20 protein-coding genes and 3 tRNA genes are annotated in these 20,413 nt (G+C 68.1%); 11 read left to right on the forward strand and 12 right to left on the reverse strand.

Annotated elements, in window-relative coordinates; all coding sequences use genetic code 11:
- Window positions 1-43: 43 nt before the first annotated feature.
- A tRNA-Leu gene (locus ACFP3H_RS11585) sits at window positions 44-126 on the reverse strand.
- A gap of 219 nt (window positions 127-345) precedes the next feature.
- On the opposite strand from ACFP3H_RS11585, the gene ACFP3H_RS11590 reads away from it, so the two are divergent.
- From ACFP3H_RS11590 to pknB, 7 genes are all read left to right on the forward strand, one after another.
- Entirely contained in the window at window positions 346-1,743 is a 1,398-nt protein-coding gene (locus tag ACFP3H_RS11590) for a DUF3662 and FHA domain-containing protein (RefSeq protein WP_378603857.1), read from the forward strand.
- Between the two features lie 168 nt (window positions 1,744-1,911).
- Window positions 1,912-2,388: an FHA domain-containing protein FhaB/FipA gene (locus tag ACFP3H_RS11595; RefSeq protein WP_378603860.1), complete on the forward strand. Its 477-nt coding sequence runs from the start codon at window positions 1,912-1,914 to the stop codon at window positions 2,386-2,388.
- A complete protein-coding gene (locus ACFP3H_RS11600; RefSeq protein WP_378603863.1) occupies window positions 2,385-3,848 on the forward strand; it encodes a PP2C family protein-serine/threonine phosphatase in 1,464 nt (487 codons plus the stop codon). The genes ACFP3H_RS11595 and ACFP3H_RS11600 overlap by 4 nt, the downstream gene beginning before the upstream one ends.
- Window positions 3,848-5,320 (forward strand): FtsW/RodA/SpoVE family cell cycle protein, encoded by a 1,473-nt coding sequence (locus ACFP3H_RS11605; RefSeq protein ID WP_378603866.1) that lies wholly within the window; start codon window positions 3,848-3,850, stop codon window positions 5,318-5,320. Before ACFP3H_RS11600 ends, ACFP3H_RS11605 begins: the two co-directional genes overlap by 1 nt.
- A complete protein-coding gene (locus ACFP3H_RS11610; RefSeq protein ID WP_378603869.1) occupies window positions 5,317-6,789 on the forward strand; it encodes a peptidoglycan D,D-transpeptidase FtsI family protein in 1,473 nt (490 codons plus the stop codon). Before ACFP3H_RS11605 ends, ACFP3H_RS11610 begins: the two co-directional genes overlap by 4 nt.
- 37 nt (window positions 6,790-6,826) lie before the next feature.
- Window positions 6,827-8,353 carry a protein kinase domain-containing protein gene (locus ACFP3H_RS11615; RefSeq protein WP_378603872.1) on the forward strand — a complete coding sequence of 509 codons (1,527 nt, stop codon included), beginning with the start codon at window positions 6,827-6,829 and terminating at the stop codon, window positions 8,351-8,353.
- Window positions 8,350-10,251: a Stk1 family PASTA domain-containing Ser/Thr kinase gene (gene pknB, locus ACFP3H_RS11620; protein WP_378603875.1), complete on the forward strand. Its 1,902-nt coding sequence runs from the start codon at window positions 8,350-8,352 to the stop codon at window positions 10,249-10,251. The genes ACFP3H_RS11615 and pknB overlap by 4 nt, the downstream gene beginning before the upstream one ends.
- Window positions 10,252-10,254: 3 nt before the next feature.
- Here the strand turns inward: pknB and ACFP3H_RS11625 are convergent, their stop codons facing one another.
- The 3 genes from ACFP3H_RS11625 to ACFP3H_RS11635 form a co-directional block, all read right to left on the reverse strand.
- On the reverse strand, window positions 10,255-10,713 hold the full coding sequence (locus ACFP3H_RS11625; RefSeq protein ID WP_378603878.1) for a deaminase: 459 nt from the start codon (window positions 10,711-10,713) through the stop codon (window positions 10,255-10,257).
- A gap of 145 nt (window positions 10,714-10,858) precedes the next feature.
- Window positions 10,859-11,551, reverse strand: coding sequence for a RibD family protein (locus tag ACFP3H_RS11630; RefSeq protein WP_378603880.1), 693 nt, complete (start codon window positions 11,549-11,551; stop codon window positions 10,859-10,861).
- Window positions 11,548-12,210 carry an aminodeoxychorismate/anthranilate synthase component II gene (locus ACFP3H_RS11635; RefSeq protein WP_378603883.1) on the reverse strand — a complete coding sequence of 221 codons (663 nt, stop codon included), beginning with the start codon at window positions 12,208-12,210 and terminating at the stop codon, window positions 11,548-11,550. Before ACFP3H_RS11635 ends, ACFP3H_RS11630 begins: the two co-directional genes overlap by 4 nt.
- 631 nt (window positions 12,211-12,841) lie before the next feature.
- Between ACFP3H_RS11635 and crgA the strand changes: the two genes are divergently transcribed.
- On the forward strand, window positions 12,842-13,105 hold the full coding sequence (gene crgA, locus ACFP3H_RS11640) for a cell division protein CrgA (protein ID WP_378603886.1): 264 nt from the start codon (window positions 12,842-12,844) through the stop codon (window positions 13,103-13,105).
- 85 nt (window positions 13,106-13,190) lie between these two features.
- Window positions 13,191-13,634: a PH domain-containing protein gene (locus tag ACFP3H_RS11645; RefSeq protein ID WP_378603889.1), complete on the forward strand. Its 444-nt coding sequence runs from the start codon at window positions 13,191-13,193 to the stop codon at window positions 13,632-13,634.
- Between the two features lie 282 nt (window positions 13,635-13,916).
- On the opposite strand, the gene ACFP3H_RS11650 is transcribed toward ACFP3H_RS11645, so the two are convergent.
- Window positions 13,917-14,444, reverse strand: coding sequence for a peptidylprolyl isomerase (locus ACFP3H_RS11650; RefSeq protein WP_378603892.1), 528 nt, complete (start codon window positions 14,442-14,444; stop codon window positions 13,917-13,919).
- Between the two features lie 53 nt (window positions 14,445-14,497).
- Here ACFP3H_RS11650 and ACFP3H_RS11655 point away from each other — a divergent pair, with 53 nt between their 5' ends.
- Window positions 14,498-14,647 (forward strand): hypothetical protein, encoded by a 150-nt coding sequence (locus ACFP3H_RS11655; RefSeq protein WP_378603895.1) that lies wholly within the window; start codon window positions 14,498-14,500, stop codon window positions 14,645-14,647.
- Window positions 14,648-14,657: 10 nt separating this feature from the next.
- On the opposite strand, the gene ACFP3H_RS11660 is transcribed toward ACFP3H_RS11655, so the two are convergent.
- Window positions 14,658-15,452 (reverse strand): ABC transporter permease, encoded by a 795-nt coding sequence (locus ACFP3H_RS11660; protein WP_378603914.1) that lies wholly within the window; start codon window positions 15,450-15,452, stop codon window positions 14,658-14,660.
- Between the two features lie 56 nt (window positions 15,453-15,508).
- On the reverse strand, window positions 15,509-16,495 hold the full coding sequence (locus ACFP3H_RS11665) for an ATP-binding cassette domain-containing protein (protein WP_378603898.1): 987 nt from the start codon (window positions 16,493-16,495) through the stop codon (window positions 15,509-15,511).
- 610 nt (window positions 16,496-17,105) lie between these two features.
- On the opposite strand from ACFP3H_RS11665, the gene ACFP3H_RS11670 reads away from it, so the two are divergent.
- Window positions 17,106-18,668: a serine hydrolase gene (locus ACFP3H_RS11670; protein ID WP_378603900.1), complete on the forward strand. Its 1,563-nt coding sequence runs from the start codon at window positions 17,106-17,108 to the stop codon at window positions 18,666-18,668.
- Here ACFP3H_RS11670 and ACFP3H_RS11675 read toward each other — a convergent pair.
- The 5 genes from ACFP3H_RS11675 to ACFP3H_RS11695 all read right to left on the reverse strand — a co-directional run.
- Complete coding sequence (locus tag ACFP3H_RS11675; RefSeq protein WP_378603903.1) at window positions 18,629-19,552, reverse strand: acyl-CoA dehydrogenase middle domain-containing protein; 924 nt, start codon at window positions 19,550-19,552, stop codon at window positions 18,629-18,631. The genes ACFP3H_RS11670 and ACFP3H_RS11675 overlap by 40 nt on opposite strands.
- Before the next feature lie 5 nt (window positions 19,553-19,557).
- Window positions 19,558-19,630: transfer RNA gene (locus ACFP3H_RS11680), tRNA-Ala, on the reverse strand.
- Between the two features lie 32 nt (window positions 19,631-19,662).
- Window positions 19,663-19,770, reverse strand: a complete 108-nt coding sequence (locus ACFP3H_RS11685) for a DLW-39 family protein (protein ID WP_378603905.1) — start codon at window positions 19,768-19,770, stop codon at window positions 19,663-19,665.
- Window positions 19,771-19,798: 28 nt separating this feature from the next.
- Window positions 19,799-19,872, reverse strand: a tRNA-Ile gene (locus tag ACFP3H_RS11690).
- A 133-nt stretch (window positions 19,873-20,005) separates the two neighbouring features.
- The coding region (locus tag ACFP3H_RS11695) for a DUF3566 domain-containing protein (protein WP_378603908.1) at window positions 20,006-20,413 on the reverse strand (408 nt) is incomplete at its 5' end.

Consider the following 20,413-nt stretch of genomic DNA (forward strand, 5'->3'; position numbering starts at 1 on the left):
TGACCGAAGGCCCGATCCCAGTGGAATCGAGCCTTCGGTCTTGTGGGCGAAGGGGGACTTGAACCCCCACGTCCTTACGGACACTGGCACCTGAAGCCAGCGCGTCTGCCATTCCGCCACTCGCCCGAGCGACTCGAAAAATCTAACATGCTCGGCGGCGGAAAATAAAATCGCGTCTCTGACCTGCGGTGATGGCGGGGAAATCGGCGCGGGAACCAGGCGACGCCGCCGGGAGTTACCCAGGTAGAGGATCGTGGATATCATGCAAGGAACGTGGTCGGGTCCTGACACGCCGTAACAGACGTGTCGACCTGGGCGGACACGCACACCGAAGGGAGGGCTGTGATGGGCATCGTATCGAGATTCGAACGTCGTTTGCAGGGCGCTGTCGGTGACGTGTTCGCGCGGGTGTTCGGCGGCAGCGTGGTCCCCCAGGAGGTGGAGGCCGCGCTGCAGCGCGAAGCCGCTGATCAGATCCAGGATCTGGAGGGCGGGCATCGACTGGCGCCGAACAGTTACGTGATCACGATCAACGAGACCGATCACGGCAAGCTCGACGCCGACCACGACCTGACAACCAAGGCGTTCGCCAAACATCTGCAGGATTACATCCGCGAGCAGGGCTGGCAGACCTACGGCGAAGTACACGTGGCGTTCGAGGCATCACCTACGCTGCACACCGGAATGTTCAGAGCGAGCGGCCGCGTCGATCCCGACGCCGGTCGCGGGACGGCCCCACCTCGCCCAGGACCGCCACAACGACCCGCACACCCGCAACCAGGAGCTGGCCCCATGACGCATAACTCAGGCTACGAGCCAAGCCGAGAGCCCGCGGAGTCCGATCCACGCAACCGCGGGTACGCACCGCCGCCCGCCGCCGCGCCGGGTGGGGCCTACCCCGCCGACGATTACGGCCGCGGTGGATACGGCGCGCCCGAGGCGCAGCCCGGATACGGCGAGCCCGCCTACGGGCAGGCCGGGGCCGACTACCAGAACGGCTACGACCCCGCCGCCCCCGCGCAGCCGGGCTACGGCCAGCAGGCGGGCTACGGCCAGCCGGGCTACGGCGAGGCCGGTTACGACCAGCAGGGCGGCTACGGCCAGCAGGCCTACAGCCAGCAGGGTGGATACGGGCAGCCCGGTTACGCCGAGCCCGCCTACGACCCCCAGGGCGGCTACGGCCAGCAGGGCTACGCCGAACCCCAGCAGGGCTACGGACAGCAGGGTGGGTACGGCCAGCAGGCCTACGCCGACCCGGCCTACGACCAGCAGGGCGGCTACGGGCAGCAGGCCTACGCCGAGCCCCAGCAGGGCTACGGCCAGCAGGGTTACGGTCAGCAGGGCTACGCCGAGCCCGCCTACGAGGAGCAGGGCGGCTACGGCCAGCCCGCGCAGCAGGGCTACGGCCAACAGGGTTACGGCCAGCAGGCCCCGGCCTACGGCGCGGCCCAGTCGAGCTACTCGGCCACCCTGCAGCTCGACGACGGCAGCGGCCGCACCTACGCGCTGCGCGAGGGTTCCAACATCATCGGCCGCGGCCAGGACGCCCACTTCCGGCTACCCGATACCGGTGTCTCGCGTCGCCACATCGAGGTGCGCTGGGACGGCCAGACCGCCATGCTCTCGGATCTGGGTTCCACCAACGGAACTCTCGTCAACGGGTCGCCGGTGCAGGATTGGCAGCTCGCCGACGGTGACGTCATCCGGGCCGGACATTCCGAGATCCTGATCAGGATCGTCTGATCCCGTAAGCTGCGCGGTGCACGTCACGAGTCGACGCTGTCGGCCCTATGATGCTGCCATTACACGCACGGCCCCGACCTCGGGGCCCGCAAGCCAGCACGCTGGTGGGGGTGGTTCGCCCCGCACCTGCCGTACCGACGTACCCGGGCGAACAGGAGGTGGAACGCCGTGCAGGGATTGATCCTGCAATTGACCCGCGCGGGGTTCCTGCTGCTGCTCTGGTTGTTCGTCTGGGCCGTTCTGCGGACCTTGCGCAGCGATATCTACGCGGCATCCGGCATACGGATTCAGCCGAGGGGCACTCGCGGTCACCGCGGGTCCATCGGACTGCCCTCCATGCGCCGAAGCCAGAAGGGCGCCAAGTATCTAGTGGTGACTCATGGTTCACTGGCCGGCACTCGAATCACGCTAGGCACGCAACCGGTTCTGATCGGGCGCGCCGACGATTCGACGCTGGTACTCACCGACGACTACGCCTCGACCAGGCACGCGCGACTCTCTCAGCGTGGTGACGACTGGTACGTGGAGGACCTCGGTTCCACCAATGGCACGTATCTCGACCGCGCGAAAGTCACCACCGCCGTCCGTGTTCCGCTCGGTACTCCTGTCCGGGTCGGCAAAACAGTGATCGAGCTGCGATCGTGACTCTTGTTCTGCGCTATACGGCGCGAAGCGACCGCGGACTCGTCCGGGGCAACAACGAAGATTCGGTCTACGCGGGCGCCCGCCTGTTGGCACTGGCCGACGGCATGGGTGGGCACGCGGCCGGAGAAGTGGCCTCGCAGTTGATGATCGCCGCGCTGGCGCATCTCGACGACGACGAGCCCGGCGACGACATCCTCGGAAAGCTCGACCACGCAACACATTCGGGCAACGCGGCGATCGCCGACCACGTCGAGGCCGAACCCGAACTCGACGGCATGGGCACCACGCTCACCGCCATCCTGTTCGCGGGTCGCAAGCTCGGCATGGTCCACATCGGCGACTCGCGCGCCTATCTGCTGCGCGACGGCGAACTCACCCAGATCACCCGCGACGACACGTTCGTGCAGTCGCTGGTCGACGAGGGTCGGATCACCGCCGAGCAGGCCCACACCCACCCGCAGCGTTCGCTGATCATGCGCGCCCTCACCGGCAACGAGATCGAGCCGACGCTGATCATGCGCGAGGCCCGCGCCGGTGACCGGTACCTGCTGTGTTCGGACGGGCTGTCCGACGTGGTCAGCGACGAGACCATCGGCAACACCATGCGCGAGGGCAATACCGACGAGTGCGCCGACCGGCTCATCGAATTGGCTTTGCGCAGTGGCGGTCCCGACAACGTGACCGTGGTCGTGGCCGACGTGATCGACCTCGACTACGGCCAGTCCCATCCGATCCTGGCCGGCGCCGCCTCCACCGAACAGGAGGAGGACGCCCCGCCGCCGAACACCGCCGCGGGCCGCGCCGCCGCGATGCGTCCGCCGCGCGCGCAACCGCGCCGGGCCGCCGCCGCGCCCCCGCCGCCGGAGACCAAGTCGCACAAGCTGCGCTGGCTGCTGCTGTCGGTGGCGTTGATCGCCGCCGTCGTGGTCGGACTCGTGGTGGGCTACAAGATGATTCGCAGCAACTACTACGTGGGCACCGACAACGATCAGGTCGTCGTGATGCGCGGGCTGCCCGGGTCGATCCTCGGGTACTCCATCCACGATGTGGAGCTCACGGGCTGTGTGCGCGGCAAGGACGAGATCGTCCTGCTCGACCGAGGCCAGTCCGCGCCCACCGGGTGCAAGACGCTGAAGGTCAGTGATCTGCCCCAGACCCTGCGCGAACAGGTACGCAAGACCCTGCCGCCGGGTTCGTTGGACCAGGCGCGCGAAAGCATGCTGGCGCTCAAGCGCGAACTGCTGCCGCCGTGCCCGAAGAAGGACGCGGGCGCCCAACCCGGCGTGCTGCCGACCGAGCTGCCCCCGGCCACCCCCGGCGGCGCTCCGACCCCCGGCACCGATCAACCCGCGACGCCGACCAGCACCCCGGAACCGGCCCCCGCGCCGCCCGCGCCGACCACCACCGTCCCCCCGACAACCCCGCAGATCTCAGGGGAGAACTGCCGGGTGACGGACTGATGTCCGCACCGCCACCGCCGTCGGCTGGGGCATTCCCCAGTCCCCCAGGTGGATTCGCGCCCGCGCCGCCCCCGGCCACGCGACGCAACCAGGAGTTGCTGCTGCTCGCGGGCGCGGCGGGCATCACGACGGTGTCGTTGTTCATCGTCGAGGCGAGCCAGGAACAGTCGATCACCTGGGACATCGCCAAGTACGGGGTGGCGTTCCTCGCGCTGTTCGGCGTGGCCCACCTCGCGGTGCGCCGGTTCGCGCCCTTCGCCGATCCGCTGCTGCTGCCGATCGTGGCGCTGCTCAACGGTTTGGGGTTGGTGCTCATCCACCGGCTCGATCTGGCCGAGGCGCAGAAGGCCGCGTACGACGCCACCCCGGTGCCCTCCCCCGACGCCAACCAGCAGATCATGTGGACCGGCCTGGGCATCGTGGTGTTCATCACCCTGCTCATCGTCTTGCGGGACTACCGCACGCTGGCGCGCTACACCTACACCCTAGGCCTGGTCGGGCTGATCGCGCTGGCGATTCCGGCACTGTTGCCGAGCCGATTCTCCGAAGTCAACGGCGCCAAGATCTGGATCCGGCTGCCCGGATTCAGCATGCAGCCCGGCGAATTCGCCAAGATCTTGCTGATCGTGTTCTTCGCGGGCGTGCTGGTGGCCAAGCGCGACCTGTTCACCGCGGCGGGCAAGCACTTCCTCGGCATGGAGTTCCCGCGCCCGCGCGATATGGGTCCGGTGCTGATCGTCTGGGTCGTCTGCATCGGCGTGCTCGTGCTCGAGAAGGACCTGGGCACCTCGCTGCTCATCTTCGGCACCGTGCTGGTGATGATCTACATCGCCACCGAACGGGTGGGCTGGCTGATCATCGGCGGCGGGCTGCTCGTGCTCGGCTTCGTGTTCGCCTACCAGCTGTTCGGGCACGTGCGCGTGCGCGTGGACACCTGGCTGCACCCGTTCGAGGACTACCACAACACCGGCTACCAGATCTCGCAGTCGATGTTCGGTTTCGCCACCGGCGGGCTGGCGGGCACGGGCCTGGGCAGCGGTCGACCGGATCAGGTGCCCTTCGCCAAGACCGACTTCATCGTCACCACCATCGGTGAGGAACTCGGCCTGATCGGGCTCACCGCGGTGCTGATGCTGTTCCTGATCTTCATCGTCCGCGGGCTGCGCACCGCGCTGGCCGTGCGCGACAGCTTCGGCAAGCTGCTCGCGGCCGGACTGGCCTTCACCATCGCGATCCAGGTCTTCGTGGTCGTCGGCGGTGTCACCAAACTGATCCCCCTCACCGGTCTGACCACGCCGTTCATCTCCTACGGCGGGTCATCGCTGCTGGCGAACTACGCGCTGCTCGGGCTGCTGATGAAGATCTCCGACGCGGCCCGCGCCCCGGCTCCGGCGCGCAAACGCGCACCCGCCCCGATCGCCGAGGCGGCGACCGAACTGGTCCGCAGGCCCGAAAGCAGGGTGAGCGAATGAACACACCACTGCGTCGCGTCGCCGTCGCCGTCATGGTGATGGTGGTGGCGTTGCTCGTGAACGCGACCTACCTGCAGGTGGTCAAGGCCGACGATCTGCGCGCCGATCCGCGCAACTCGCGGGTGCTGCTCGACGAGTACTCGCGCCAGCGCGGCCAGATCTCCGCGGGCGGCACCGTGCTCGCCGGATCGGTGGCCACCGACGACCGCTACAAGTACCTGCGCCAATACCCTTCGCTGCCGTCGGCATACGCGCCGGTCACCGGCTTCTACTCGATGCAGTACAACAAGACCGGCCTGGAACTGGCCGAGGACCCGCTGCTCTCGGGCAACGACTCGAGCCTGTTCGGTCGCCGCCTGGTGGACATGTTCTCCGGTCGCGATCCGCGCGGGGCCAACGTGCTCACCACGCTGAACCCGATCATGCAGCAGGTCGCCTACGAGCAGATGACCTCGAAGGGCTACACCGGCGCCGTCGTGGCGATCGAGCCGAGCACCGGCAAGATCTTGACCATGGTCTCCACGCCGAGCTACGACCCCAACGAACTGTCGGGCCACGACGGTGCGGCGGGTCGCGCGGCCTGGGAGCGGCTGAGCACCGACCCGGCCCAGCCGATGCTCAATCGCGCTGTCTCGCAGACCTATCCGCCCGGGTCCACGTTCAAGACCGTGGTCACCGCCGCGGCGCTGTCCAACGGGGTGGCCGGGCCCAACGACCAGTTCACGGCCGCGCCGAACATCACCCTGCCCGGCACCAACACCACGTTGGAGAACTACGGCGGCAGCACCTGCGGTGACCAACCGACGGCCAGCCTGTACGAGGCGTTCCGGCGCTCGTGCAACACCGCGTTCGTCGAACTGGGCATCAAGGTCGGCGCGGCCCGGCTCAAGGACGAGGCCGCGGCCTTCGGCATCGGCGTCGAGGACCCGCCCGGTGTGCCGATCCCGGTGGCCGAGTCGACCGTGGGCCCGATCCCCGATACCGCCGCGCTCGGCCAGTCGAGCATCGGTCAGCGCGACGTGTCGGTGACCCCGCTCAACGTGGCGGTGATCGCCGCGACCATCGCCAACGGCGGCACCAGAATGCAGCCGTACCTGGTGGATCGCATCCAGGCGCCCGACCTGTCCGAACTGAGCAAGACCAGTCCGGTCGGGATCGGACAGGCGGTGAGCCCGCAGGTAGCGTCAGCGCTGACGGACCTGATGGTGGCCTCGGAGGCGAACACGATGGGCGGCGGACGTTCGCCGTACCAGATCGCGTCCAAGACCGGAACGGCCGAACACGGCAGTAATCCCCGTAACACCCCGCCACACGCCTGGTATATGGCGTTTGCGCCCGCGCAGAACCCGACGATCGCCATCGCGGTGATCGTCGAGAACGGCGGAGACCGGGGCGCGAACGCGACCGGTGGCTCGGTCGCCGCGCCGATCGCCAGGGCGGTCATCGACGCGGGCATGGCAGGGGGCTGAACGAAATGAGTGTGCGAGTGACAACACGGGGGCCCCGATGCTGAACAACGGCGCCATGATCGCCGACCGCTACCGCCTACAACGGCTCATCGCCACCGGCGGCATGGGTCAGGTGTGGGAGGCGATGGACACCCGGCTCGATCGCCGGGTCGCGGTCAAGGTCCTCAAGACCGAGTTCTCCGCCGATCCGACCTTCCGGGCGCGCTTCCGGGTCGAAGCGCGCACGACCGCCCAGCTCAACGCGCCGGGCATCGCCGGCATCTACGACTACGGCGAGACCACCGATCCCTCCGGCGGCGAGACCGCCTACCTGGTCATGGAACTGGTGCAGGGCGAACCGCTCAACGCCGTGCTCAACCGGATGGGCAGGCTCTCGGTCGTCCAGGGCCTGGACATGCTCGAGCAGACCGGGCGCGCGCTCGAGGTGGCCCACGCGGCCGGTGTGGTGCACCGCGACGTGAAGCCGGGCAACATCCTGGTGACGCCGACCGGTCAGGTGAAGATCACCGACTTCGGCATCGCCAAGGCCGTCGACGCCTCGCCGGTCACCAAGACCGGCATGGTGATGGGCACCGCCCAGTACATCGCCCCCGAACAGGCCGTCGGCGAGGACGCCACCGCGGCCTCGGACGTGTACTCGCTCGGCATCGTCGGCTACGAGGCGCTGGCGGGCGTGCGCCCGTTCACCGGCGAGGGCGCGATCACCGTCGCGATGAAGCACGTGCGCGACGCCCCGCCGCCACTGCCCGACGATCTGCCCGCCAATGTGCACGAGCTGATCGCCATCACGATGGCCAAGGACCCGCTGCAGCGCTACAGCAGCGGTGGCGAGTTCGCCGACGCCGTCGCCGCGGTGCGCGCGGGCCACATGCCGCCGCCGCCCAAGAACCTGGCCGGTCCGTCGATGACCGGCGCGACCCGCGTGCTCCCGCCCGGCCCGACCGTGGCGATCCCGGCCGCCGACTACGACGGCGCGACCATGCGTTTCGGCCACCAGCCCGGCCCGCCGATCGGCACGCCGCCGGGCGGCTACAGCGGTCCGGCCACCCAGGCCGCCGCGGCCGCGCCCGCCCCCGCCAACAATGCCAAGAACAACCAGAAGTGGCTGATCGCCCTCGGTGTGGGCGCGCTGCTGCTCGGCGGCATCGTGCTGTGGGTGCTCTTCGGCGGCGAACCCAACCGGGGTTCGACGACCACGACCACCACCGTGCAGACCACCAAACCCGTGGCTCCGCCGGTGACCACCACCGTGCCGCTGCCGCCGCCGGTCGTCACCACCGAACCGCCGGTCACCACCACCGAGCCGCCGCGTCCGACGACGACAACGCCGCCGCCGGTCACCACGACCACCGAGCCGCCGGTCACCACGACGACGACGCCGGAATCGACCACCAAACCCAAACCGACGACGACCACGCCGAAGACGACAACGCCGGAATCGACCACCACCGAACCCGCCGCCGGTGGCACGACCACCGCCACCCGTCCTCGGCTGCCCTCCATCCAGCTGCCCGATCTGCCCGGTAGCGACACGGTGCTGGGCCCGACCATAGGACAACGATGACGACCCCGAAGAATCTCTCCTCGCGGTACGAGCTTGGCGAGATCATCGGGTTCGGCGGCATGTCGGAGGTGCACCGCGCCCGCGACGTGCGCCTCTCACGTGATGTCGCGATCAAGGTGCTGCGGGCCGACCTGGCCCGTGATCCCACGTTCTACCTGCGGTTCAAGCGCGAGGCGCAGAACGCGGCCGCGCTGAACCACCCGGCGATCGTGGCCGTGTACGACACCGGCGAGGCCACCGTCGACGGCGGCCCGCTGCCCTACATCGTGATGGAGTACGTCGAGGGCGACACCCTGCGCGACATCGTGCGCGGCAAGGGCCCGCTCGCGCCGCGCAAGGCCATGGAGGTCGTGGCCGACGTGTGCGCGGCGCTCGATTTCAGCCACAAGGCCGGGATCGTGCACCGCGACATGAAGCCGGCCAACATCATGATCAACCGCGCCGGTGCGGTGAAGGTGATGGACTTCGGCATCGCCCGCGCGATCGCCGACAGCGCCAACCCGATGACCCAGACCGCCGCGGTGATCGGCACCGCCCAGTACCTCTCGCCCGAGCAGGCGCGCGGCGAGACCGTCGACGCGCGCTCGGACGTGTACTCGGTGGGCTGTGTGCTGTTCGAGATCCTCACCGGGCAGCCGCCGTTCACCGGTGACTCGCCGGTCGCGGTCGCCTACCAGCACGTCAAGGAGGATCCGCCGCTGCCGTCGTCGGTCAATCCCGGCGTGCCGCGCGAACTCGACTCGGTGATCCTCAAGGCGATGGCCAAGAACCCGGCCAACCGGTACCAGACGGCCGCGGAGATGCGCGCCGACCTGATCCGGGTGCTCGGCGGGCAGCGGCCCAGCGCGCCGATGGTGATGAACGACGAAGACCGCACCACCATCATGGATTACGACGAACCGGCCCCGCGCAGCTTCCGCGACCGGGCCGACGACACCTCCGAGCAGGCCGCGCTGGCCCCGCCCGGGGAGCAGCGCAACCGCACCGGGCTCATCGCGCTCGGCGTGGCGGCGGCGGTGGCCGTGGCGTTCGGGCTGTTCTGGGTGCTGGTCGGACCGGGCAGCAAGCCCGACCAGGTGGCCGTACCGGATCTGTCGGGCAAGTCCGCGCAGCAGGCCCAAACCGACCTGCAGGCGGCCGGTTTCCACGTGGCCGTGCTGGAGAAGCCCGACGCCAAGATCGCGCCCGGCAATGTGATCGCCACCCAGCCGCTGGGCGGTTCGCACATCGACAAGGGCAGCACCGTGACGCTGCAGGTCTCGACCGGGCCGACGCAGGTGCAGTTGCCGCGGCTGATCGGGATGACCCAGGCCGACGCCGAACAGAAGCTGAACTCGCTGGGCCTGCAACTGGATCCGAATGTGGCGCGTCAGCCGTCGAGCACGGCCGAGACCGGCAAGGTGATCGCGCAGGAGCCCAGCGCGGGCGTGCGGGTCGACATCGACCGGCCGATCGTGGTCACCCTCGGGTCCGGGCCCGAGCAGGTTCGGGTGCCGACCGTGGTGGGCCAGGACATCTCGATCGCCCAGCCGAACCTGGTGGATTCGGCCGGTTTCAAGGTCGAGATCCAGGAGATCAAGTCCGCGGCGCCGAAGGGGCAGGTGCTGTCCACCAGCCCGTCCGGTGGCACCAACGCCGAGAAGGGGTCGACCATCACGGTGCAGATCTCGGCCGGCGACCGGATCGACATCCCGGACCTGACCGGACTCACGCCGGTGCAGGCGCAGGAGCGGCTGCGCGCGGCCGGTTGGTCGGGCCAGCTCAGCCAGACCACGGTGATCACCTTCGACGGCAACAGCTCGGGCAAGGTCGTCGGGCAGAACCCCGCGGCCGGGTCGTCGGTGACGATCAACGGCAGCGTGGTGCTGCAGGTGGGCGCGTCGCCGATTCCGCGCTGAGGCTCAGCTCAGATCGAGGTGGGAGTTCATCGACATGGCCTGTTCGGCCAGGTCGGTGAGCTCCACCACCCGCACGCCCTCGTCGCGGAGTTTGTCCACACCCTCACACGCGGCCACGAACAGGCTCGGTTCGCGCCAGGCGATCACGACCCTGGGGATACCGGCGGCCAGGATGCGGTCGGTGCACGGTCGACGGGTCGCGGTGGCGCGGGCGGAGCAGGGTTCGAGGGTGCTGTAGATGGTCGCCCTGCGCAGGCGGGGGTCGGCGGGGTCGAGTTTGTTCAGCGCCGCCTCTTCGGCGTGCACTTTCTCGTCGGTTTCGCGGGAGAAGCCGGTGGCGATCTCCTCGCCGTCGACCACGATGACCGCGCCCACCGAGTAGGCGGTGTCGCTGGGGGGACAGTTGCGCGCCAGGGCGATGGCCCTGTGCATGAACCGGTGGTCGGGGTCGTCGTGGCTCATGTTCTTCCCTGCTGCTCGGGCGAGTTATCCACAACCCGCCGGTGATGTGGAATCGATCATGTTCACGTGTGGATAAAAGTTGTTCGAGAACTGTGAACAGCCATATTTTCCCAGGTCAGCGCTGTGAATCTATTCTCGGTAACAGTTAGTTCTCGGCCTGTGGAGAACGGGTGACCAGGTAGTTCAGCACAGCGATATCCCCAAGTTGTTCCACACCCGACAGGTGCAATCTGCGAGCTGCGCCACCGGGAAACCGGGCGGGTCCCACCACGCGCGGGGCGGCCGGGTCGCCCACCAGGATCGGGGCGATCGCCAGCCGGATCTCGTCGACCAGGTCGGCGGCCAGGAAGCCGGTGTGCATCCCGGTGCCGCCCTCGACCATGAGCTTGTGGATATCTCGGGTCGCCAGATCGTTCACGAGGGCGGGCAGGGCCGGGTGCTCGCCGAGGCTGATGATCTCGGCGAGCCCGTCGAGTCGGTCGGCCAGCTTCGCGGCGCCGGCATCGGAGGTGTAGACGAGTTTGTCGCCGCCGGTGTGCCAGAAGCGCAGTCGCGGGTCCAGGTCGCCGGAATCGGTGACGGTCACCTTCACCGGATACTCCGGCCTGCCCGCCGCCACCCGCGCGGCCCGACGCTCGGCGCTGTTGACCAGCAGGCGCGGATTGTCGGTGCGCAGAGTCTGGGCGCCGACCAGGATGGCGTCGGACTCGGCGCGGATCTGATCGACCCGGTCGAAGTCCTCGGCGTTGGACAGCAGCAGGCGCTCGGCGCTCGCGTCGTCGATGTACCCGTCGAGACTCGCCGCCACCGACAGCAGCACCCGCACCGCGTCGCTCACTGGGTGACCAGCGCGGCGACCTCCGCCTCGAGCGCGCACACCAGCGCTTCGGCCGGACGCTCACCACACACCTCGAGCCAGTTGGCCAGCATCCGATGCCCGCCCTGGGTGAGCACCGACTCCGGGTGGAACTGCACCCCGTGAATAGGTAGCGTGCGATGCCGCATCGCCATCACGATCCCGCTCTCGGTATGCCCGACCACGACCAGTTCCTCCGGCATGGTCTCCGGCAGCACCGTGAGCGAGTGGTACCGGGTCGCCGTGAACGGATCCGGCAACCCCGCCAGCACCCCCGACCCGATATGGAACACATCGCTGGTCTTCCCGTGCAGCAATTCCGGCGCACGATCGACCGTGCCACCGAAAGCCTCGCCGATCGCCTGATGCCCGAGGCACACCCCGAGCAGCGGCATATTGTGCTTCGCCGCCGCGTGCACCAACGGAATACTGGCCCCCGCCCGATCAGGACTCCCGGGCCCAGGACTCACCAGCACACCATCGAACCGTCCCCCCTCGTCACCGACAGTGAGCAAGGCATCCAGGTCGTCGAGCCGAGGATCGTCATTACGCCACACCACAGGATCGGCACCCAGCTGACCGAGGTACTGCACCAGGTTGAAGACGAAACTGTCGTAATTGTCGACGACCAATACACGCATGCCGTCGAGAATACGTGGAAGCCCACCCGAGAGGCGCCCCCGAGCACCGAGAACCCAACCCGACCACTAACAACCAACAACCCAGCTCAAACACCTGGGCCAGCCACCCGGGCCAGGTGCACCTGGGTGTCCTCGGCAAGCACCGAGAACAACCCGCCCAACCACCAACGCCCCACCCAGTTCAAACACCTGAGCCAGCCACACTGGCCAGGCGCACCCGGCTGTCCCCGGCAAGCACCGAAAACACCCGCCCAACCACCAACGCCACACCCAGTTCAAACACCTGGGTCCAGCACCCCTGGGAGTTCTCGGCGCGCCTCCGCCTCTGGACTGAGTGGAGGGTGCGACGAAGGAGTACCCGGAGCGAGGGAAGAGGCGGAGTTAAGCGCCGAGAACCGCGGCGCCAGCCGCCAATAAACACAGCAAGCCAAACCCAGTTCAAGCACCTGGGCCAGGCACCCCTGGGTGTTCTCGGCGCGCCTCCGCCTCTGGACTGAGCGGAGGGTGCGACGAAGGAGTACCCGGAGCGAGGGAAGAGGCGGAGTTAAGCGCCGAGAACCGCGGCGCCAGCCGCCAAAAAACACAGTGCTATAGCCTAGAGGTTCCCAGTGCTGTCGAATTCGAGGACGTCATGCCCAAGTCCAAGGTCCGCAAGAAGGCCGATTACACGCCGAGTCCTGCCAGCCGTACCCCGGTGAAGGTGAAGGCGGGGCCGTCGCCGGTCTGGTACGTCGCGCTCATGCTCGGCTTCATGCTCGCCGGTCTGATCTGGTTGATCGTGTACTACCTTGCGGCCGAGCACATCGGTTTCATGAACGACCTCGGCGCGTGGAACTTCCTGATCGGCTTCGGCCTGATGGTGGTCGGCCTGATCATGACCATGCGGTGGCGCTGAGCCGACGCGGATTACACCGATGTTATTCATGCACACCTGTGGATAACCCTGTGTACAACTCGAGGATAAAGGGGCGCGAACCCGCGTGAACGACGCACAACCCGTCTCGTGGTCGACCCCTCCGGCCGGTTTGCTCGCGGTCGCCGGCGGCGGATTACTGCTGGTAGCGGCCGCGATCGCCGCCCAGGACGGACCTTCGCGCCTGCTCGTGAGCATCGGCGCCGTCGCGGTCCTCGCGATGGCGGGTCTGGGTCTGCGCCAGCGCCCGAGGTTGACGATGATTCCGGGCCGCGCCCCGCGCCTGGTGGTCGGCACCCTCACCGGCCCCAAGGAATACCCGCTCGACCACATCGACCGGATCCGCATGGTGTCCTACCGCCGCATCGGCCGCAAGAGCGCGATGCTCGAGGTCGACGTGCGCCACAACGACACCGAACGGCTCCTGATCTTCAGCCGCTGGGACCTGGGCACGAACCCCCACGACGTCTACGACGCCCTCGTGGTCAACGGCTTCGCCACTGTTACATAGCGGCTGGCGCCGCGGTTCTCGGCGCTTAACTCCGCCTCTTCCCTCGCTCCGGGTACTCCTTCGTCGCACCCTCCGCTCAGTCCAGAGGCGGAGGCGCGCCGAGAACACCCAGGGGTACCTGGCCCAGGTACTTGAACTGGGTGGCTCGGGGTTGGGCAGGGGTGGCTCGGGGTTGGGCAGGGGGTCGCCCGAGGTTGGGCAGGGGGTCGCCTGGGCGTTGTTTCACGTGAAGCAAAACTCCCCGCTGCGATGGTTCGCGGCGGGGAGTTTTTTGTGCCCTGATCAGTCGATGGTGACGGCGGAGATAATGACCGGGTCGGCGGGGCGGTCGTTGCGGTCGGTCTTTACCGAGGCGATCGCGTCGACGACCTTGCGCGAATCGGGGTCGACGACCTCGCCGAAGATGGAGTGCTTGCGGTTCAGGTGGGGTTGCGCGCCGACTGTGATGAAGAACTGCGAACCGTTGGTGCCGGGTCCGCCGTTGGCCATCGCGAGCAGGTAGCCCCGGTCGAAGCGCAGATCGGGATGGAATTCGTCGGCGAACTCGAAGCCCGGCCCACCACGGCCGGTGCCGGTCGGATCACCGCCCTGGATCATGAACCCCGGGATGACCCGATGGAAGACGGCGCCGTCGTAGAACGGGCCCGCTTCCGAGCCACCGGCGTTCACGGTGGTGTACGGCGCGGTCCCGTCGGCCAGGCCGACGAAATTGCGCACCGTCTTGGGTGCGTGGTTACCGAAAAGCGCGATCCTGATATCGCCGTGGTTGGTGTGCAGAGTAGCCACGGCCGTCTGATTGGGTGAGGTCACGCGAGTTATGGTGCCACGCGACGCCCCGAATCCGTTTGTGCCACAGTGGTCGAATGAAGCTTCGTAATCCGATTCTCGCCTCGCTCGCCCTCGCCGGTGCCGCGGGCGTGGCCTACCTGGCCCGCGCCAAGCGCCCCCAGCTGCCCGAACCGGCCGCCGAGCCGCCGCGGTTGGGGTACTCCCGCAACGGCTCGGCGCACTAGTTCGCGCCGATCAGCGGCTGACCGACTTCTTGTACTGAATCTGGGCCAGCGGCACGAACACGATCAGGATCACCACGATCCAGATCAGCGAGGTGGCCACCGGATGCTGCATCGACCAGGCGGTCGAGGTCGGCGCCAGCGCCGAGGTGTTGCCGAACAGCTGACGCACCGCCTCGGTGACCGCCGACATCGGATTCCACTCGGCGAAGATCCGCAGCGGGGTCGGCAGGTTGTTGATCGGGACGAACGCGTTGGACACGAACGTCAGCGGGAAGATCACCATGAAGCTGGCGTTGTTGAACACTTCCGGCGTGCGCACCAGCAGGCCGACCACGGCCATCATCCACGACAGCGCGTAGGCGAACAGCAGCATCAGCACGTACGCCAGGACCGCGTCGATGAACGAGCCGCGGATGCGCCAGCCGACGACGAGGCCGGTCAGCGACATGACGACCAGGCTCACGACATTGATCACCACATCGCTGACCGTGCGCCCGATCAGCACCGACGACGGCGCCATCGGCAGGGATCGGAAGCGGTCGATGATGCCCTTCTGCATGTCGTCGGCCAGGCCGGCGCCGGTGAACGAGGCACCGAACACGACGGTCTGGACGAAGATGCCCGCGATCAGGAATTCGCGGTAGCCGCCCTCGGTGCCGGGTACCTGGATCGCCGAGCCGAACACGTAGGCGAACAGCAGCACGAACATGATCGGCGACATGGTGGTGAAGATCAGCACGTCGGGGACGCGTTTGATCTTGATGACATTGCGTTTGGCGATGGTGAGGCTGTCGCTCACCAACATCGACAGGTGCTCGCCCAGGCCGGTCTGCTCGACCGGGGACTTGTCGAGTGCGGTGCTCATCGGTTCTGTCCTTCCTCGGCACTCACGGTCTGCGAGACGAGTTCCTCGGCCTCGTGCCCGGTGAGCGTCAGGAAGACGTCGTCGAGCGAGGGGCGGCGCAGGGCAACGTCGTTGATCTTGATCTTGTGCTCGGTGAGCCTGCCGATGGCGGTGACCAGGTCCTGTGACCCGTCGGCGACCGGCACGGTGATCCGGCGCAGGCCCGGTTCGAGGTGGATCTCGCCGTCGGCGAGGCCGCTGAGCACGTGCTTGGCGTCGGCGAGTTGGTCGTCGGCGCCGACGGTGAGTTCGATGCGGTCGCCGCCGACGAGGGCCTTGAGTTCGTCGGCGGTGCCGCGCGCGATCACCTTGCCGTGGTCGATGACCGCGATGGAGTCGGCGAGGCGGTCGGCCTCCTCCATGTACTGGGTGGTGAGCAGCAGCGTGGTGCCGCCCGCGACGAGTTCTTCGATGACGTCCCACAGGTCGAGCCGGGCGCGGGGATCAAGCCCCGTGGTCGGCTCGTCGAGGAACAGCACCGGCGGGTTGGCCACCAGGGCGCCGGCGAGGTCGAGGCGCCTGCGCATGCCGCCGGAGTAGCCCTTCACGGGCCGGTCGGCGGCGTCGCTGAGCCGGAAGCGGTCGAGCAGTTCGCGGGCCCGTTCCTTACTGCGCTGGGTGCCGAGATGGTAGAGCCTGCCGACCATCTCGAGGTTCTCGAAGCCGGTGAGGTATTCGTCGACGGCCGCGTACTGGCCGGAGGCGCCGATGCGCGAGCGCAGCGCCTGGGGATTGTTGAGGACGTCGATCCCCGCGACGGTGGCGGAGCCCTCGTCGGGGACCAGCAGGGTGGTGAGCACGCGGACTGTGGTGGTCTTTCCCGCGCCGTTGGGGCCGAGCAGTGCGGTGACGGTACCTTCCGGGACGGACAGGTCGAGCCCGTCCAGGGCGACGAGCTTCCCATACCGTTTGACCAGCCCCTCGGCGACGATTGCGTCGGGCATGATTCTCCTGAAGTCGGGGGTTGAGGATGCAGTGGCCCCAGTATTGCCCTACCCACCGACAAGTTGCACGTGAGATTTTCGCGGTCCCCCGGCGCGTCGTGTACAGGCGTGTTCGGCACGCCGAGACGCAGCGACACGCGGTCAATCGGATCGATTTTCTGGCCTGCGACATGAACAAGTCGACTTTTCGTCGGCGCCGACCACCCGCGCACCCCGCACGAATGTTTCCCGCCGTTCGCGGCTAAAACCTTGCGTACCAGCGCATTCCGATCGACCCGCGAAGAACGACCGACAACGCCGGTCCGCCCGCGGCGGTCCCGATGCTCGCTACCTTCGCCGACCCCGACAGCACAGACCGAAAAAACTCGCAAACTCGCACCAGGCGCGTACACGAATTCCGCGCACATCGCGTAGGATCGTTCACGTCGGCCCCTCCCCCCCGGGCCGACCCTACGCGGGCCTCGGCTAACTCCCCCCCTTCGCCGAGGCCCGCTCCCCATCTTCAGGCAAGGTTGCAGCTCCGGTCGATCGGCCGGAGCGCCCGGCCCTCCAGCATCACAGTCGGGCCACGTTCCCGCGATCACCCCGCTACCAGGATTATCGTCGGCCCATGGTGCCTGCTCGGGGTGCGGTTGTCGCGGTCGTCCTGTCCATGGCGGTCCTGGCTGGTTGTTCCGGATCCACCGACGAACACCCCGCCGCGCCCACCACCGTCGAGGTGGCGCCGAACCAGGTCGCCGGTGTCGCACTGCCCGAGGACGCGGTGGACAAGGCCGTCGGCCGACTCGACGAGCTGATCGGCTCGCTGATGGATTCCAGCCACATCCCCGGCATGGCCGTCGCGGTGGTGCACGGTGGAAAGACCGTGTACGCCAAGGGATTCGGTGTTCGCGAGGCGGGCGCGCCGGACAAGGTCGACGCCGACACGGTGTTCCAGCTGGCCTCGGTGTCGAAGTCGCTCGCCGCGACGGTGGTGGCCGATCAGGTCGGCGCGGGCACCGTCGACTGGTCGACGCCGGTGACCACGCACCTGCCCGCGTTCGCGCTGGCCGATCCGGCCGTCACCGCCCAGCTCACCGTCGGTGACCTGTTCGCCCACCGCAGCGGCCTGCCCGATCACGCGGGCGACCGGCTGGAGGACCTCGGCTACGACCGCGCCGCGATCCTAGAGAAATTGCGTCTGGAACCGCTGGATCCGTTCCGAATCACCTACCAGTACACCAACTTCGGGCTCACCGCCGGTGCGGAGTCGGTCGCCGTCGCGGCCGGGAAGGAGTGGGCGCGACTGTCGCAGGACAGCGTCTACGGCCCGCTCGGCATGACCAGCACCAGTTCGCGTTTCGACGACTTCCGCGCGCGACCCAATCACGCGGTGGGCCACGTGAACGTCGACGGCACCTGGAGCGCCCGCTACGAACGCGATCCCGACCCCCAGTCCCCCGCCGGCGGCGCGAGCTCCTCGGTCAACGACATGGCGCGATGGCTGACGATGCTGCTCGGCGAGGGCACGCCCGTGGCCCCGCCCGAGGCGCTGCTGCCCGCGCTCTCACCCCAGGTCGTCTCGACCCCGCCGCAGAACCTCGACGCCCGCGCGGGCAACTACGGCTACGGCTTCAATGTCTCGGTCTCCCCCGCCGGCCGCACCACGGTCAGCCATTCCGGCGCGTTCGCCCTCGGCGCGGCGACCAACTTCCTGGTGATCCCGTCGGCCGACGTGGCCATCGTCGCGCTCACCAACGCGGCCCCGCTCGGCATCCCGGAAACCCTCACCGCCGAGTTCGCCGATCTCGTGCAGTTCGGCGAGATCCGCGAGGACTGGCGCGGCCTGTACCGCGCGGCCTTCGCCGACATGGACGCTCCCGAAGGCGACCTGGCCGGGCAGCAGGCCCCGTCGAACCCGGCGCCCGCGCAGCCGCTGACGGCCTATGCGGGCACCTACGACAGCGCCTACTGGGGTCCGGCGACCATCGCGACCACCGACACCGGCCTCCAGCTCACCCTCGGCCCCGCGCAGCGCGCGTACCCGCTGCGACACTGGGACGGCGACACCTTCGCCTTCGAACCCAGCGGCGAGAACGCCCCGCCCGGCAGCGTCTCCTCGGTCCGCTTCGCCGACGGCGCGGTGACGATCGACTACTTCGACGAGAGCGGGCTCGGCACGTTCACGAGGTGACCCCACGCGGCCGCCAACCGGGCCGCCCGCACCTTGCCCGCGACGCCGAGCAGCGGCTGATCCCGTTCCCAGCGGGCGCGGGTGTCCGGGTCGACGGTGGTCCACAGGGGTTCGAGTTCGGTGCGGAGTCGCGTCAGGCGGTCGAACAGGCCGCCGAGCGCGATGTGGACACCCGGCGAGCGCGGATCCTCGGCGGCGACCCCACGCACCCCCGCAAACAGCGCCAGCAGCTGTTCTACGGCCCCTTCGGGCCATTGCGACAACCTTCCCACCCGAACGAGCTGACCGAGCACAGCGGCGACCACATGCAGGTCCTCGACGGTGCGGAAGGGCTTGAGATAGTCGGCGTAGCCGTCACCGGGCAGAACCTCGCCGGAGGCGCCGTCGAAGGTGACTGTCCCGTGCGGAATTTCGGGGGTGAACGGCAGCTCGGGCAAGGGGGTCACCGTGACAGCGGGCCCGGCAGGCACGAGCACGGCCCGCAGTACGGCCCTGCCGTCTACCTCACCGCTGCGCGCGATCACCAGGAACCGATCGGCGTACGGGCCGAGGGTGGCGAAGGATTTCGTGCCGGTCACCAGGCCGTCCGAGGAGACCGTGGTGGTCATGGCCGACGGCCGCGCACCGGTGGACTCGGTCGCGCACATCGAGGACAGTTCGCCCGGATCGAGCGTGGGAACCAGCGCGTGCAGGGCTTCCTGATATCCGCCGAGAAACGCGGGACCTGTTGTCGCGGCATCGAATCCGGCGATCGCGGCCCGGTCGACCGAAGCGGCGAAACCGGCGGATCGTGCGCGATGGTGTGCCCACTCCCCCGCGACATCGGCCGCGGTGTGGTCAGCGGGAGTGGCGGTGAGGAGGAAATCGAAAACCGAGGAATTCACAGATGTGGAGCCTAGGGGAATCGAACCCCTAACCCCTGCCTTGCAAAGGCAGTGCTCTGCCAATTGAGCTAAGGCCCCTTACCGGTCACGAACCGGTTGGCACCCCGAGATCAGCGGGTGGTGACCTCACGCCAGAGGTCCGCGTCGTCGCGCTTGCGGAATTTGTTGACACCGATGAGAACGGCGATCACAACACCGACCAGAAGGACAATCTTCATGGTTCCACCCTACTGTGCTGTTCGGGAGTGGGCCTAGGAGGACTTGAACCTCCGACCTCTTCGTTATCAGCGAAGCGCTCTAACCGCCTGAGCTATAGGCCCGAACTCGTTTCGATCCCCCGCTCAGAGCAGTGAACCGCAACGAGAAACGAGGTTACCTTACCTGCCCGCCGATAACCAAAACGGCCGGTCGAACCCAGTTTTTGGGTCGACCGGCCGTCAGGAGAACGGACTTCTAGTCGGGATCGGCCAGGGTTACCTGGATGCCGCCCACCAGATCACAGCACTGGTTGTAGATGAACACGCCGACCGTGGCCAACGCGGTGAACAGCACCACGTTGATCAGACCGATCACGCCCGCGTACCCGAAGATCGTGCCCGCGTCGATCAGGGTCGACGAGCTGCCCTCCTGGTTGAGCATCTCGCCCAGCGAGTTGTCCAGGTTGTCCCACACGCCCATGCCCGCCAGCACGATGTAGAGCAGGCCCACGGCCAGCATCCACACGAAGAACAGCGCGACACTGATCACCAGGGTGATCTTGAGGGTCGACCACGGATCGATCCGACGGATCTGCACCGTGGCCCGCCGCGGACAACCCGCCGCGGCGGCCGCGAGGGCGGCGGCGGTCGCCGGCGAGGCCAC

This window comes from Nocardia lasii, assembly GCF_042658545.1.
GTDB classification, from domain to species: Bacteria; Actinomycetota; Actinomycetes; order Mycobacteriales; family Mycobacteriaceae; genus Nocardia; species Nocardia lasii.

Bases quoted from the DNA above. Each gene is read 5' to 3' on its own strand.
- ACFP3H_RS11590 (WP_378603857.1), top strand. From the start codon at position 346: ATGGGCATCGTATCGAGATTCGAACGTCGTTTGCAGGGCGCTGTCGGT.
- ACFP3H_RS11605 (WP_378603866.1), top strand. From the start codon at position 3,848: ATGTCCGCACCGCCACCGCCGTCGGCTGGGGCATTCCCCAGTCCCCCA.
- ACFP3H_RS11610 (WP_378603869.1), top strand. From the start codon at position 5,317: ATGAACACACCACTGCGTCGCGTCGCCGTCGCCGTCATGGTGATGGTG.
- ACFP3H_RS11615 (WP_378603872.1), top strand. From the start codon at position 6,827: ATGCTGAACAACGGCGCCATGATCGCCGACCGCTACCGCCTACAACGG.
- pknB (WP_378603875.1), top strand. From the start codon at position 8,350: ATGACGACCCCGAAGAATCTCTCCTCGCGGTACGAGCTTGGCGAGATC.
- ACFP3H_RS11625 (WP_378603878.1), bottom strand. From the start codon at position 10,713: ATGAGCCACGACGACCCCGACCACCGGTTCATGCACAGGGCCATCGCC.
- ACFP3H_RS11635 (WP_378603883.1), bottom strand. From the start codon at position 12,210: ATGCGTGTATTGGTCGTCGACAATTACGACAGTTTCGTCTTCAACCTG.
- crgA (WP_378603886.1), top strand. From the start codon at position 12,842: ATGCCCAAGTCCAAGGTCCGCAAGAAGGCCGATTACACGCCGAGTCCT.
- ACFP3H_RS11655 (WP_378603895.1), top strand. From the start codon at position 14,498: ATGAAGCTTCGTAATCCGATTCTCGCCTCGCTCGCCCTCGCCGGTGCC.
- ACFP3H_RS11660 (WP_378603914.1), bottom strand. From the start codon at position 15,452: ATGTTGGTGAGCGACAGCCTCACCATCGCCAAACGCAATGTCATCAAG.
- ACFP3H_RS11665 (WP_378603898.1), bottom strand. From the start codon at position 16,495: ATGCCCGACGCAATCGTCGCCGAGGGGCTGGTCAAACGGTATGGGAAG.
- ACFP3H_RS11670 (WP_378603900.1), top strand. From the start codon at position 17,106: ATGGTGCCTGCTCGGGGTGCGGTTGTCGCGGTCGTCCTGTCCATGGCG.
- ACFP3H_RS11685 (WP_378603905.1), bottom strand. From the start codon at position 19,770: ATGAAGATTGTCCTTCTGGTCGGTGTTGTGATCGCCGTTCTCATCGGT.